13 protein-coding genes are annotated in these 13,946 nt (G+C 66.6%); 7 read left to right on the top strand and 6 right to left on the bottom strand.

Going from position 1 to position 13,946, the window contains the following annotated elements:
• Positions 1-19 precede the first annotated feature (19 nt).
• On the top strand, positions 20-2,413 hold the full coding sequence (locus tag ASG11_RS04965; RefSeq protein ID WP_082472595.1) for a TonB-dependent receptor: 2,394 nt from the start codon (positions 20-22) through the stop codon (positions 2,411-2,413).
• A gap of 48 nt (positions 2,414-2,461) precedes the next feature.
• On the opposite strand, the gene ASG11_RS04960 is transcribed toward ASG11_RS04965, so the two are convergent.
• Genes ASG11_RS04960 through ASG11_RS04950 form a run of 3 tightly spaced genes read right to left on the bottom strand, consistent with a single transcriptional unit; the run spans position 2,462 to position 5,336 of the window.
• Positions 2,462-2,842: a DUF6285 domain-containing protein gene (locus tag ASG11_RS04960; RefSeq protein WP_055775911.1), complete on the bottom strand. Its 381-nt coding sequence runs from the start codon at positions 2,840-2,842 to the stop codon at positions 2,462-2,464.
• 1 nt (position 2,843) lies between these two features.
• A complete protein-coding gene (locus tag ASG11_RS04955; RefSeq protein WP_082472594.1) occupies positions 2,844-3,845 on the bottom strand; it encodes a phosphotransferase family protein in 1,002 nt (333 codons plus the stop codon).
• A gap of 9 nt (positions 3,846-3,854) precedes the next feature.
• Positions 3,855-5,336, bottom strand: coding sequence for an aldehyde dehydrogenase family protein (locus ASG11_RS04950; RefSeq protein ID WP_156363659.1), 1,482 nt, complete (start codon positions 5,334-5,336; stop codon positions 3,855-3,857).
• Positions 5,337-5,399: 63 nt separating this feature from the next.
• On the opposite strand from ASG11_RS04950, the gene ASG11_RS04945 reads away from it, so the two are divergent.
• From ASG11_RS04945 to ASG11_RS04930, 4 genes are read left to right on the top strand one after another with little or no spacing between them, the layout of a single operon-like run.
• The gene (locus ASG11_RS04945) at positions 5,400-5,852 is read left to right on the top strand and encodes a MaoC family dehydratase (RefSeq protein WP_055775908.1); all 453 of its coding nucleotides are present in this window, start codon (positions 5,400-5,402) and stop codon (positions 5,850-5,852) included.
• A 2-nt stretch (positions 5,853-5,854) separates the two neighbouring features.
• Entirely contained in the window at positions 5,855-6,718 is an 864-nt protein-coding gene (locus tag ASG11_RS04940; RefSeq protein ID WP_055775905.1) for an HpcH/HpaI aldolase/citrate lyase family protein, read from the top strand.
• Position 6,719: 1 nt separating this feature from the next.
• Complete coding sequence (locus ASG11_RS04935) at positions 6,720-7,898, top strand: acyl-CoA dehydrogenase family protein (protein WP_055775903.1); 1,179 nt, start codon at positions 6,720-6,722, stop codon at positions 7,896-7,898.
• 13 nt (positions 7,899-7,911) lie between these two features.
• Positions 7,912-8,904 carry an NAD(P)H-dependent flavin oxidoreductase gene (locus ASG11_RS04930; protein ID WP_055775901.1) on the top strand — a complete coding sequence of 331 codons (993 nt, stop codon included), beginning with the start codon at positions 7,912-7,914 and terminating at the stop codon, positions 8,902-8,904.
• A 135-nt stretch (positions 8,905-9,039) separates the two neighbouring features.
• Here ASG11_RS04930 and ASG11_RS04925 read toward each other — a convergent pair whose 3' ends face one another.
• Genes ASG11_RS04925 through ASG11_RS04915 form a run of 3 tightly spaced genes read right to left on the bottom strand, consistent with a single transcriptional unit; the run spans position 9,040 to position 11,457 of the window.
• Positions 9,040-9,963: a 3-keto-5-aminohexanoate cleavage protein gene (locus tag ASG11_RS04925; protein ID WP_055775898.1), complete on the bottom strand. Its 924-nt coding sequence runs from the start codon at positions 9,961-9,963 to the stop codon at positions 9,040-9,042.
• Positions 9,960-10,514: a MarR family winged helix-turn-helix transcriptional regulator gene (locus ASG11_RS04920; RefSeq protein ID WP_055775895.1), complete on the bottom strand. Its 555-nt coding sequence runs from the start codon at positions 10,512-10,514 to the stop codon at positions 9,960-9,962. The genes ASG11_RS04925 and ASG11_RS04920 overlap by 4 nt, the downstream gene beginning before the upstream one ends.
• Positions 10,515-10,557: 43 nt before the next feature.
• A complete protein-coding gene (locus tag ASG11_RS04915; protein ID WP_055775892.1) occupies positions 10,558-11,457 on the bottom strand; it encodes an SDR family NAD(P)-dependent oxidoreductase in 900 nt (299 codons plus the stop codon).
• Positions 11,458-11,563: 106 nt separating this feature from the next.
• Here ASG11_RS04915 and ASG11_RS04910 point away from each other — a divergent pair, with 106 nt between their 5' ends.
• Both ASG11_RS04910 and ASG11_RS04905 read left to right on the top strand, forming a co-directional pair.
• Positions 11,564-12,469 (top strand): SDR family NAD(P)-dependent oxidoreductase, encoded by a 906-nt coding sequence (locus tag ASG11_RS04910; RefSeq protein ID WP_055775889.1) that lies wholly within the window; start codon positions 11,564-11,566, stop codon positions 12,467-12,469.
• The gene (locus ASG11_RS04905; RefSeq protein WP_055775886.1) at positions 12,466-13,944 is read left to right on the top strand and encodes an OB-fold domain-containing protein; all 1,479 of its coding nucleotides are present in this window, start codon (positions 12,466-12,468) and stop codon (positions 13,942-13,944) included. The genes ASG11_RS04910 and ASG11_RS04905 overlap by 4 nt, the downstream gene beginning before the upstream one ends.
• Positions 13,945-13,946: the final 2 nt, after the last annotated feature.

Raw genomic sequence — 13,946 nt, 5'->3', positions numbered from 1 at the left:
TGACAAGGGAGAGGAATGTATGAGGAATTTTCACAAGCGCGTGATGCTGACCGGCAGCGCGAGCATCATGGCGCTGAGCCTGCCGGGTGTCGCTGCGGCGCGCGACGGCACGGCCGACGCACCCGTCCCCGCCGCGGCCCCCGCGGCATCTGCCGACCAGGCATCGCCCGACCAGACGGCGACGCCGCCTGCGGCTGAGTCGCCGAACGAGATCGGTGATATCATCGTCACCGCGCAGAAGCGCGAGGAGGCGATCAACCGCGTCGGCATGTCGATCACCGCGGCGACCGGCGATACGCTGATCGAGCGCGGCGTCACCGGTACGGCGGATCTCGCGCGGATCGTCCCCAGTTTCCAGGCCACCACCACCACCTTCGACACGCCGGTCTACACGCTGCGCGGCGTCGGCTTCTACGAATCGAGCGTCGGCGCGGCGCCGACGGTCAACGTCTATGTCGATCAGGTCCCCCTACCCTATCCTGTGATGACGACGGGTGCCGCGCTCGATCTCGCCCGTGTCGAGGTGCTGAAAGGACCGCAGGGCACGGTGTTCGGTCAGAACGCGACCGGCGGCGCGATCAACTATATCGCTGCCAAGCCCACCAATGATTTCCAGGCCGGCGGCACGGTGAGTTTCGCCCGCTTCGCGACGCTGGAGGCGCAAGGGTACGTCTCGGGGCCATTGTCGAGCACGGTGAAGGCGCGCCTGTCGTTCGCCACCACGCAGGGCGGCGATTGGCAGAAGAGCTATACGCGCGACGCCGGGCTCGGCGACCGCAACAAGGGCCAGGCGCGCTTGCTGGTCGATTGGGACCCGAGCGACCGTTTCCGCTTCGAACTCAACGTGAACGGTAATTTCGACAATTCGGATACCGTCGCCGGGCAGGTCATCGCGGTCAATCCCGGCAATCCCGCCAATGCCTATCCGGCATTGCTGAACTATCCGCTGGCGCCGCGCAACGCACGCGCGGCGGATTGGGACCCGATCGGCAATCTGCAGCGCAAGAACCGTTTCTGGCAGGCGTCGGGTCGCGCCGATTACGACCTGACCGACAGCGCGACGCTCACCTCGATCACCAGCTACGCGCACCAGAAGGTGCGATCGCTGGTCGATGCCGACGGTCTCGCGCTGGAAAGCACGCTGTGGCAGAATACCGGCGACATCAAATCGTTCTTCCAGGAACTGCGCCTCGAAAACGAGTTCGGGCCGGTCCGTGTCACGGTCGGCGGGAATTACCAGAACGACAAAATCTATGACGGCAATCTGATTTTTGTCCGTGAATCCACCACGCGCACCACTCTAGGGTTACCGACCCCCAAGGGGCTCAACTATTCGAACCAGAAAAACGAGCAATGGGCGGTGTTCGGCAACGCCGATCTGAAGCTGACCGATACGCTGACGCTGCAGGGCGGCGTGCGCTATACCGACAACAAGCGACGCTTTTCGGGCTGCAGCGCCGATGGCGGCGACGGGTCGCTCGCGGCGGTCTACAATCTGCTGATGGGCGTGTTTCGCGGCGCGGGCAATTTCAGCCCCGTCGCACCGGGCGGCTGCGGCACGCTCAACTCGGTTACGTTGCAGTCGGGCAATGTCGTGCAAAGCCTCGACGAGGACAATGTATCGTGGCGCGGCGGACTCAACTGGCAGGCAACGCGAGACACACTGCTCTACGCCAATGTCAGCAAGGGCTTCAAATCGGGTAGCTTCCCGACGCTGTCCGCCTCGGTGAACACGCAATTCTCGCCGGCGGTGCAGGAATCGGTGCTGGCGTACGAAGCGGGCTTCAAGACCGCCTTGGCCAATCGTCATATCCAGCTAAACGGCGCGGCCTTCTATTACGATTACACCAACAAGCAGATCCGCGGGAACAGCCCGGATTTCCTGTTCGGGCTGCTCGAAAAGCTCGTCAACATTCCGAAATCGGAAATCTACGGTGCCGAGGCGCAGATCATCGTCGCACCGGTGACCGGCCTGACGATGTCGGCGTCCGGCACCTATCTGCACACCGAGATCACCGACGATTTCAACAATTTCGATCCCAACGCCACGGCGCGTAACTTCAAGGGCGAGGCACTGCCGCGGTCGCCGAAATGGTCGGCCGTCGCGGATGCCCAATACAAGTTCCCGGTGGGCGATGCCCGTTCGGTATTCCTAGGCGGCAGCCTGACCTACCAGAGCACGGCGGAATCGAAACTGGGCGAACTGCCGCTGTACACGCTCAACGCTTATACCCTGCTCGATGCGCGCGTCGGCATCGAGAGCGACGACGGGCGCTGGCGCGTTGCGGCTTTCGGTCGCAACCTGACCAACAAATATTACTGGACCAACGTCTTCCGTACCTACGACACGGTAATCCGCTATGCCGGCATGCCGGTGACCTACGGCCTTCAGCTGAGTGTCAAGCTGCGCTGATCCGGTCGACCGGCACGCCTATGCGGCGTGCCGGTCGATCCCGCGCCGTCACCGGGGTGACGCGGATATTTCCTCGACGAAAGCGGCATAGCGCGGTTGATCGACCGCCATCTTTTCCAGCGTCGTTTGCCAGAGATGGGCGTGCAGCGTCTTATCCTCGCTATCTAGCCGACCATCGGCGATGGCATCGCACAATGCCGCATTGAGCGCCACCGTGTCGGCGTCTCCCCCGATCAGCGCGATAAGGCGGTCCCGCTCGTCGCTCTCCAGGCCCGGCGCCAGCGTGATCTCCCGCCGCACCAGCGCCAGCACGTTGATCGCAACGCGCAGGTGGAACGCGGTATGGCCGCTCGTTTCGGGCAGCACGCGGCTGCGCAAAAATTCCTCGACGATGTCCAGCAGCGCATCGGGCGCGGGTCGGTCCTGCATGTCAGCGGCTCCTGGGCGCGATCAGACGCAAAATGTCGAGTTCGGTTTCAGACGCGCGCCGGCCGACCGCGGCGCGCTCGACAGAGCGGTCGCCGGCGGCGAATTCTGCCGCCATCGTCGCGCAACCCAAGCCCCAGCGCAGGCTGCCGAACACTTCCCACCAACGCAGGTGGTCCAGCGTCGGCGTCCAGCCGGCGACCGTGGCATAACCCGCCAACAGATCCTCGCGCGATCCGACACCGCCGGCCGGCCGATCGATCCGGCCGAACCGCCACGAATTGACACACATCCAGCCGAGATCGGCGACCGGATCGCCGATATGCACCGCCTCCCAGTCGAGGATCGCGCGAACGCCGTCGGGGTCGGCGATGAAATTGCCCACCCGGTAGTCGCCATGCACCAGCGCGGCATGCGGCGCATCGGGCAACCGCGCCGCGAGCCACGCCAGCGCGAGATCGAACACCGGCCTGGGCGTGCCGAACGCGCGATATTGCACGCCAGCTTCGGCGAGCATCGCGGCCGGGCGCCGCGTCACCAGATCGAGGCCATCCGTCGGCACGCCGTGGATGCGTGCCGCGATCCCGCCGAGATCGGTCGCCAGATGGGTGCGAAGCGCGGCAAAGCCGTCGCCATGCACCAGCCGGTGACCGAGCGCCTCGCCATCGATGCGGCACGAGATGAACCCCGGCCCGAGCCCGTCCGACGGCGCCAGCGCGTGGACGACCGGCGCCACCGGCACGCCGTGCGCCTCGGCCACCGCGATCACCGCCGCCTCGACGTCGAGTCCCGCAGCGATGTCGCGCTTGTCGATCGCGCCGCCGGGCGAGCGGCGCAGGATCAGCGCGCTGATCCGGGCATCGTGCACGACGTCAAACGCCCACGTCTCCTGGCTTGCGCCGCCCGACAGGCGCACGGGGTCCGACACCCGCGCGCCGGGACATTTCCGGTTGACGATCTCCGCCAGCCGATCGGCGACTAGGCTGCGTTCCGCGTTTGACGGCATGATCCCTCCTTACGCCGCGATCGGGCCGAGCACAGCTTCGGCGGCGGCGGCGGCCGACGCGCCGTAGGGCGGGAAAATTATGTCGGCATGGTCGGCCGGCCCGCGCACGAACACCGCGCGGTGGTTGCTGAATTCGCGGAACCCCTCCACGCCGTGATGTCGGCCGAAGCCGCTGGCCCCCACGCCGCCGAAGCCGAGGGAGATGCACGCGGTGTTGAGCGCCGCGCCGTTGACCGTGACACCGCCCGACACCGTTCGCGCGATCAGCCCGTCGATCTCGCTTTGATCCTGCCCGAAAATGTAGATCGACAACGGCTTGTCCGCCGCCCAGAGCGCGGCCACCACGTCGTCGAGCGCGGTATAGCTGATGACCGGCAGGATCGGCCCGAATATCTCCTCCTGCGCGATGCGCATCGCCGGGGTGACGCCAGTGACCAGGGTCAGCGGCATCTGCCGCGTCGCGACGCTCGGTGCCGCGCCGTCTTCGAGCACGATCGCGCGGCCGCCCTTGGCGACCGCGTCGGCGAGCAACGCCTGCAGTCGGTCGACATGCCGGTCGCTGATGATCGCGGTGCAATCGCCCGATCGGGTGAAGCCGGGCGCCCGTTCGGTAAAATAGCCGCGCGCCAGATCGATAAACCGGTCGAGCTGGTCCGCGGGCACGAAAACGTGATCCGCCGATACGCAGACCTGTCCGCTCTTGGCGAGTTTCAGGCCGATGATCGATTCGACCGCGCGCTGATCGACGCCGCTCGGCGTCAGGATCGCCGGCGATTTCGAGCCAAGCTCTAGCGTCAGCGGCGTCAGCCGGGCAGCCGCCGCGCGCATCACCGCTTTCCCCACCGCGGTGCTGCCGGTGAACAGCAGGTGATCGAACGACGCCGCGGCGAACGCCTCACCCACCGTCTGGTCGCCCTCGATCACCGTCACCTCGTCTGGATCGAACGCCGCCGCGACCATCTTGGCGAGCAGCGCGCCGCAGGCCGGCGTCAGTTCCGACGGCTTGACGATCACGCGGTTGCCCGCCGCCAGCATCTCGGCCAGCGGTCCGATGCCGATCTCGAACGGGAAGTTCCACGGCACCATATTGCCGACCACGCCCTTGGGCTGCCATTCCATCCGCGCCGTCGCCGCGCCGAACGACGCGTCCACGTCGCGCGCCTCCGCCGCGATCCACGCGTCGAGATGGTCGATCGCATATTGCGCGCGACCGATGCCGCCGGCGATCTCGATCAAGTCGCTCATGATCGGCGGATGGACCCCGAAATCCTCGGTCAGCGCGGCGCGGATGCGTGCGCGGTTGTCGCGCAACATCGCGATCAGCGCCGACAGGCGGCGGCGGCGCGTGGCGACGCCCGGACTGGGGTCCGCCCGGTGCGCCGCCCGCTGTCGCGCGATCGCCGTCTCGATCAGGGTAGACCTGCCGTCGTCGTGCGCCACCATCAAACTCTCCCCATCGATATCGTAATATTCTGCATGATATGCTTGCATACTTATATCGCGTGCCGCTAGATCGGGTTCAAGAGGCTATATGAGATATACAGGAGAGTAAGGGTGGCGGGACTTTGGTTCAGCGAGTTCGAGGTCGGCCGCATGTTCGTGCACGAAATCCGCCGCACCGTCACCGACATGGACAACACGCTGTTTTCCGCGCTGACCTACAATCCGGCCGCGATCCATATCGATCATGCCTATGCCGCGACCACGGAATTCGGGCGACCGTTGATCAACTCGATCTTCACGCTCGGGCTCGTGATCGGCCTGTCGGTGCAGGACACGACCTTCGGCACGACCGTCGCCAATCTCGGCATGACCGATACGGTGTTCCCCACGCCGGCATTCGCGGGCGACACGATCCGCGCGCGGACCGAGGTTAAGGCATTACGCGCGTCGGCGTCGCGCCCTGGGCAGGGCATCGTCACGTTCGAACATGTCGGGTTGAACCAGCACGACGCCGTCGTCTGCCGCACGACGCGCGCCGCGCTGATGCTGGCGCGACCCGCGTGAGGATGCGGTCCTGGCTGTTCGTGCCCGGCGACAGCGCGCGCAAGCTCACCCGCGCGCGAAATGCCGGGTCCGACGTGCTGATCCTCGACCTGGAAGACGCCGTCGCGCCGGATCGCAAGACGGCAGCGCGCGCGATGGTGGCGGAGGCGATCGACGACGGCCCATCGCACGCGGCCGCGCTGTTCGTGCGCGTCAACGCGCTCGACACCGGCCTGACGCTCGACGATCTGGTCGCGACGGTCAGGCCAGGGCTGGACGGCATCATGCTGCCCAAGGCCAACGGCGTCGCGGATGCACTGCGGGTATCGCATTATCTCGATGCGCTCGAATGGGCCGCCGGGATACCGACTGGGCGGATCAAGCTGATCGTCGTGGCGACCGAGACGCCGGCGGCGATGTTCGCGCTCGGCGGCTACGGCGATCCGCCCGCGCGTCTCGTGTCGCTCACTTGGGGGGCGGAGGATCTGTCCGCGGCGATCGGTGCCAGCGCCAATCAGGAGGCGGGCGGGGCATGGACCGCACCCTATCGGCAGGCGCGCACGTCATGCCTGTTCGCCGCGGCGGCGGCGGGGGTCGCGCCGATCGACACTTTGTTCGGCGACTATCGCGATACGGCGGGGCTCGACCGATCCTGCGCGGAATCGCGCCGCGACGGGTTCGTCGGGCGCATCGCGATTCACCCTGATCAGGTGTCGACGATCAATCGCTGCTTCTCGCCATCGGACGAGGAACTGGACGTCGCCCGCCGCATCGTCGCCGCGTTCGCCGCCCGGCCGGAAGCCGGCGCGCTCGGCATCGACGGGCGGATGTACGATCTGCCCCATCTCAAAGCGGCGCGGCGGATGCTCGCCACGCAAGGAGCCTGACATGGCCGAACCGCGACCCACCCCGTCCGAAGACGATCTCGCCACGATCCGCGAGGGCGTACGCGCCGTCGTCACGTGTTTCGGGGACGACTATTGGCTGGAACGCGACGACAGCGGCGTGTTCCCGCACGATTTCCACCGCGCGATGGCCGATGCCGGCTGGCTCGGCATCACCATGCCCGAGGAATACGGCGGCGCCGAGCTGGGCGTCAGCGAAGCGGCGGTGATGATGCACGAGGTCGCCAGCCACGGCGGCGGGATGACCGCGGCATCGACCGTCCACATCAACCTGTTCGGCCCGCATCCGATCGTCGTCGAGGGCACGGCCGCGCAGAAGGCGCGCTGGGTGCCGCGGCTGATCGCCGGCGACGACCAGGTCTGCTTCGGCGTCACCGAGCCCAATACCGGCCTCAACACCACGCAGATCAAGACCTTCGCGCGGAAGGTCGATGGCGGTTACCTGGTCCACGGCCAGAAGGTGTGGACCTCCACCGCGCAGGTCGCCAACAAGATCCTGCTGCTCACGCGGACGACGAAGTTCGAGGATTGCGCGCGTTCGACCGATGGCATCACGATCTTCTACACCGATCTCGACCGCAGCAAGATCGACGTTCACCTGATCCCCAAGATGGGTCGCAAGGCGGTCGATTCGAACGCGATCTTCATCGACAATCTGTTCATCCCCGACGAGGATCGCATCGGCGAAGAGGGCAAGGGCTTCGGCTATCTGCTCCACAGCCTCAATCCCGAACGCATCCTCATCGCCGCCGAGGCGATCGGGATCGGCCAGGACGCGCTGCGCCGCGCGACCGCGTACGCCAAGGAACGCGTCGTCTTCGACCGGCCGATCGGGCTCAACCAGGGCATCCAGCACCCGCTCGCCGAACGCTGGATGTATCTCGAATCCGCTTGGCTGATGGCGATGCGCGCCGCCGAGCTGTACGATCGCGGCCTGCCGTGCGGCGCGGAGGCGAACAGCGCGAAATTCCTTGGCGCTCGCGCCGGCCACGACGCCTGCTGGCAGGCGATCGCGACGCATGGCGGGTTCGGCTATGCCAAGGAATATCATGTCGAGCGGCTCTACCGCGAAGTCGCCGTCACGCGGCTCGCGCCGATCACCGAGCAACTGATCATGAGCTTCATCGCCGAGCGCGTGCTCGGCCTGCCCAAAAGCTATTGAAAGGCCACTGCCGATGCTGACCACCCGCTTCACCGAGATGTTCGGCGTCGATCACCCGATCGCGCAGGGCGGCATGCAATGGGTCGGCACCGCGCCCTTGGTATCGGCGGTGGCCAATGCCGGCGCGCTCGGCTTTCTCACCGCGCTGACCCAGCCCGATCCCGCCGCGCTCGCCGCCGAGATCGCCCGCTGCCGCGCGCTGACCGATCGCCCGTTCGGCGTCAATTTGACGGTGTTCCCGACGATCAACGCGCCGGATTACAACGCCTATGCGCAGACCATCATCGATGCCGGCATCACCATCGTCGAAACCGCCGGGACCCCGGCGGTCGCCGAGCAATGGGCGATGTTCAAGGCGGCGGGCGTCAGGATCATCCACAAATGCACCAGCGTGCGCCATGCGCTGTCGGCCGAACGCAAGGGCGTGGACGCGATCAGCATCGACGGCTTCGAATGCGCCGGCCACCCGGGCGAAGACGACATCCCCGGCCTGATATTGATCCCGGCGGCGGCCAGCCAGGTGAAGATCCCTATCTTGGCGAGCGGCGGCTTCGGCGATGGCCGCGGCCTGGTCGCGGCGCTCGCCCTGGGCGCGGACGGCATCAACATGGGCACGCGGTTCTGCGCGACACAGGAAGCCCCGATCCACGACAATTTCAAACAGGCGATGGTCGCCAATGACGAGCGCGCGACCGAATTGATGTTCCGCAGCTACCGCAACACCGCGCGCGTGGCGCGCAATACCGTGTCGCTGGAGGCGGTCCGCATCGAGCGCGAGGGCCAGCCGTTCGAGGCGATCGCGCATCTGGTGAAGGGCAGCCGTGGCCGCGAGGCGCTGCAATCGGGCGAGCTCGATGCCGGCATTTGGTCGGCCGGCATGGTGCAGGGGCTGATCCACGACGTGCCGACCACCCAAGCGCTGGTCGAGCGCATCGTCGCCGAGGCCGAAGACATCATTGGCGCCCGCCTAGCTGGGTTCGTCTCCTCCGTCCGCCGCGCCGCCTAGGGTCGTCTTTACACGAACGCCCTCACCCTTCCCACCCGACTACCTCGGGCGGGCCCCTTCCCTCTCCCATTGGGAGAGGGAAAAGACGCCGAAGCCGGCGAAGGATGAGGGTGCCAGTATTGGCTCCAAGCTACCCTAAAACCCCACTCGGTCAGCGCCCTTCAACGCCAGGATCGCGCGCGCCTCGTCGGGCGTCGCGACCTCCAGCCCCAGCCCCTCGACGATCCGGCGCACCTGCCGCACCTGGCTGGCGTTGCTCTCCGCCAGCCTGCCCTTGCCCAGCCACAGCGAATCCTCCAGCCCGACGCGGACGTGACCGCCCATCGCCGCGCCCATCGCCGCGATACCCATCTGGCTCGCCCCGGCGCCCAATACCGACCAGTGATAGGCGTCGCCGAACAGCCGGTCGGCGGTGCGTTTCATGTGCAGCACCTCTTCCGGGTGCGCGCCGATCCCGCCGAGCAGGCCGAACACCGTCTGGATGAACAGCGGCGCCCGCACGAGCCCCTCGCGCCAGAAATAGTGCAGATTGTGCAGGTGGCTGGTGTCGTAGCATTCGAATTCGTAGCGCGTGCCCGTTTCGTTCAACGTTTCCAGCGCGTACCGGATGTCCTTGAAACTGTTGCGGAAGACGAGATCGTGGCTCCCCTCCAGCATTGCCGGTTCCCAGTCGTGCTTGAAGTCGGTGTAGCGCTTGAGCATCGGGAACAGTCCGAAATTCATGCTGCCCATGTTGAGGCTGGCGACTTCCGGCTTCCACACCGCCGCCGGCCGCACGCGCTCCTCGACCGGCATATAGGGCGAGCCGCCGGTCGTCAGGTTGACCACCACGTCGGATGATTGCTTGATTACCTGCAGGAACGGCGCGAACGCTTCCGGGCGCTGATCGGGCCGGCCGTCGATCGGGTCACGCGCGTGCAGGTGGACGATCGCCGCGCCCGCTTCCGCCGCGCCGAGCGCGGCATCGGCGATCTCCCGCGCCGTCACCGGCAGATGCGGCGACATCGATGGCGTATGGATCGATCCGGTGACGGCGCAGGTGATGATGATCTTGGTCATGGTGTTTCCTGTCGGTTGACCGGCGCGCCCCGCGCCTCGGCCGGCCGCGCGCGCTTCGCTCGCGACGCGGGACCGCTGGCGATGCTCGGCAGCGGCGGGAGCGGACCGGCCAGCGCACGCTTGATATTGACTTTGACCAGTTCGAGCAGCTGCGCCGCCGCGACCAGTTCGGCATCGGCCGCCCCGGCGAACAGCACCTTGTCCAGTTCGGACCCGACCAGGGCGATGCGATCGAGCATCTCGAAACCGGAATCGGTGATGAACACGCGCTTGATCCGCCGATCAACCGTGTCGGCCACGCGCCGCGCCAGCCCCGCTTCCTCCAGCCGGTCGATCAAATTGCCGGCACTGACCTTGCCGGTGTCGAGCAATTGCGCCAGCTCGGTCTGGACGACACCCGATTGCGAATAGCGCGAGATGTTGCCTAGCGCCCACCATTGCGCGCGCGTGATGCCGAACGGCTTCAGCGCCTGATCGAACAGGGTGCGCCGCATGCGCGAGACATCGTGCACCAGAAAGTTGAACCGCGCGCGCGCCGAGCCCTTGGCCATGACGTATCTCTCCTCTGCTGATCGTCGATTCAATAGGCGCGGCTTACGGGTCGAGCCAGGTGTCGCGGTCGATCCCGGCATTGGCGCGCGCCTGCTGCAGTATCTCGGCGATGCCCGGGCCGATCTCGGCGGGGTCGCGCGATGCCTCGGTGCTCGGTCCGTGCTGCCAGCCTTCGGCGACACCGTAGCCGTACCCCCACGCCTCGAACACCCGCCCGCTGACCGCGGCGGATTGCGGGCTGGCGAGCCAGGTGACCAAGGCGGCGATCCATTCCGGGCTGCGCCGGATACGCTCCTCGTCGGTCCACTCGCGCAGGCCCTCCGTCATCCGCGTGTTGGCGCGCGGCGCGATCGCGTTGACCGTCACGCCGATCCGTTTAAGCTCGCGCGCCACGACGATCGTGAAGGCGGCGATGCCGCCCTTCGCCGCAGCATAGTTCGCCTGGCCGATATTGCCGAAGATCGCCGAATGCGACGTGGTGTTGATGATTCGCGCATCCACCGCCTCGCCGGCCTTGCTCTTCAGCCGCCAGTAATTCGCCGCATGGTGCGTCGGCGCGAAGGTGCCTTTCAGATGCACCTTGATCACGCTGTCCCAATCCTCTTCGGACATGTTGACCAGCATGCGATCGCGCAGGATGCCGGCATTGTTGACCAGGATATCGAGCCGGCCGAACGTGCTCACCGCGCGCTCGATCATCTCGCGCGCGCCCGTCCAGTCCGATACGTCCGCCGTATCGACGATCGCCTGCCCGCCGGCGGCGCGAATCGCCGCGACGGTTTCGTGCGCCGGCGTCTCGTCCAGCGCCGCACCGTTGGGCGCCGATCCCAGGTCGTTGACGACCACCGAGGCTCCCTGACTGGCAAGCATTTCGGCATAGGCCCGCCCCACGCCGCGCCCCGCCCCGGTGATGATCGCCACCCTGCCGTCGCAGATACCCAATAGACCTCTCCCAAAAAAAACAGTAGCGCATCGTTCGCATGCGAACTATCAATATCTATACCGTGCTTGTGGCGAATGACAACGCCAAGCATGGGCGGGAGAGAGAATGCTGCTGAACAAGGCCATCATCGTCACCGGCGCGGGGCGCGGCGTGGGACGCGAGATCGCGCTCGCCGCCGCCGCGGCGGGTGCCTGCGTGGTGGTCAACGATCTCGGCGTAGCGCCCGACGGCGCCGATGCCGGCGACTCGCCCGCCGACGATACGGTCCGCGCAATCCGTGCCGCAGGGGGTATGGCCGTCGCGAACAATGACAACGTGGCGCACTGGGCATCGGCACAACGGATCGTGGGCTGTGCGATGGATACGTTCGGGCGCATCGACGGCGTGGTCAACAATGCCGGCATCCTGCGCGATGCCTTGTTTCACAAGCTCGATCCGGCCGATTTCGATGCGGTGATCGACGTCAACCTGCGCGGCCCCTTCTATGTCAGCCGCGCGGCCGCGCCGCATTTCAAGACGCAGGGGTCGGGCGCCTATCTGCACATGACCTCAACGTCAGCGCTGATCGGCAATATGGGCCAGGCCAATTATATCGCGGCGAAGCTCGGCGTCGTCGGCCTGTCGACGGCGATTTCGCTCGATATGGCGCGCTTCGGCGTGGTCTCGAACTGCATCGCGCCATTCGCCTGGACGCGAATGGTGGCGACGATCCCGACCGATACGCCCGCACAACAGGCGCGTGTCGCGGGATTGCGGCGCATGGCCGCCGATCGCATCGCGCCGGTCGCCGTGGCGCTGCTGTCGGACGGCGCGCGCGAGATCAATGGCCAGGTGTTCGGCGTGCGCAACAACGAAATCTATCTGTTCGGCAAGAACCGGCCGGTCCGCACGATGCACGATGGCGACGGGTGGCGGGCGGAGACCGTCCTCGACCGCGCGTTTCGCGCGATGGCGCCGGATATGCCGCCTCCCGTCCGCTCGGGCGAGGTGTTTTCATGGAATCCCGTATGACCGATCGTGAACCACAACAGCAGCACTACGGTATCGTCGGTTTCGGTGCCTATATCCCGCGTCTGCGCCTCGACCGCCAGGCGATTGCCGCGGCACATCGGTGGATGAACCCCGGCCTGAGCGCCGCGGCCAAGGGCTTTCGCGCCTTTGCGAGCTGGGATGAAGATGCCGTCACGATGGCGGTCGAGGCGGGACGTGCGGCGTTGGGCGACAACGATCGCGGCGCGATCTCCTCGATCCAGCTCGCCTCGACCACCTTTCCCTATGCCGATCTGTCCAACGCGGTGATCGTCGGTGCCGCACTCGGGCTTGCCGACGATATCGTCGCGGCCAATGCTGCGGGATCGCAGCGCGCGGCGACCACCGCTCTGCGTCAGACGCTCGCCGCGGCGGACGGCGACGCGCTGGTCATCGCCGCCGAACGCCCCGTCGCCGCGCCGGCCAGCCTCGCTGAACTGAACTCGGGCGCGGGCGCCGCGGCGCTGAAACTGGGCAGCGAGGGCGTGATCGCGCACCTGCTCGGCGGCGCATCGCGATCGGCACATTTCGTCGATCGGTTTCGCGCCGCCGACCACGCGGTCGATTACGGCTGGGAAGAACGCTGGGTGCGCGACGAAGGCTATGTGAAGATCGTGCCGCCGACCGTTACCGCCGCGCTCGACGATGCCGGCGTCGGAATCGCGGCGATCGATTTCCTGGTCTTTCCCTCGGCCGTGAAAGCCGTGGTCGCGGCGGTCGCCAAACAGATCGGTTTCGCCGGGACGATCATCGACGGATTCGAGCGCGATGTCGGCTATTGCGGCGTCGCGCAAGGGTTCCTGATGCTGTGCGCGGCACTCGAACGTTGCCGCCCGGGACAACGCATCCTGATGATCGGGTTCGGCCAGGGTGCCGACGCCTTGGTATTCGAGGCGACCGAAGCGTGCGCCACCTATACGCCGGCGCGTGGCGTCACCGCCGCGATCGCCGACCGCAACGAAACGGGCGATTACCTGCGCCTCCTATCCTTCTACGACCAGATCGCGCTCGACTGGGGGATGCGCGGCGAAAAGACGATCAAGGCGATCATGACCGAGCAATATCGGAATGCCGATCAGCTCGACGCGTTTACCGGCGGGCGTTGCACGCGCTGCGACACCCCGCAATTTCCAGTGCTCGAATATTGCGTCAATCCGGCGTGCAACGCGCCCGCATCGGCGCTCGCCCCGCTGGCGCTGGCGGACGAGCCTGCGCGCATCTTCACGATCACGTCGGACTGGCTATCCTATCATCCGGCGCCGCCGCTGGCGGTCGGCTTCGTGCAGTTCGATATAGGCGCGCGGCTGATGATGGAGATCGTCGATGCCGCGGCGGAAGAGCTGGAGGTGGGCACGCCGCTCAAGATGGTGTTCCGGATCAAGGATCGTGATCGGGTGCGCGGCATCAACCGGTATTTCTGGAAGGCGACGCCGCTGCGCGCCGCGGTGGAGCAATAACG

The sequence above is a fragment of the Sphingomonas sp. Leaf357 genome (genome assembly GCF_001423845.1).
Lineage (GTDB): Bacteria > Pseudomonadota > Alphaproteobacteria > Sphingomonadales > Sphingomonadaceae > Sphingomonas.
The sequence above is the reverse complement of the archived record's forward strand: the minus strand, read 5'-3'. Positions and strand labels throughout refer to the sequence as shown.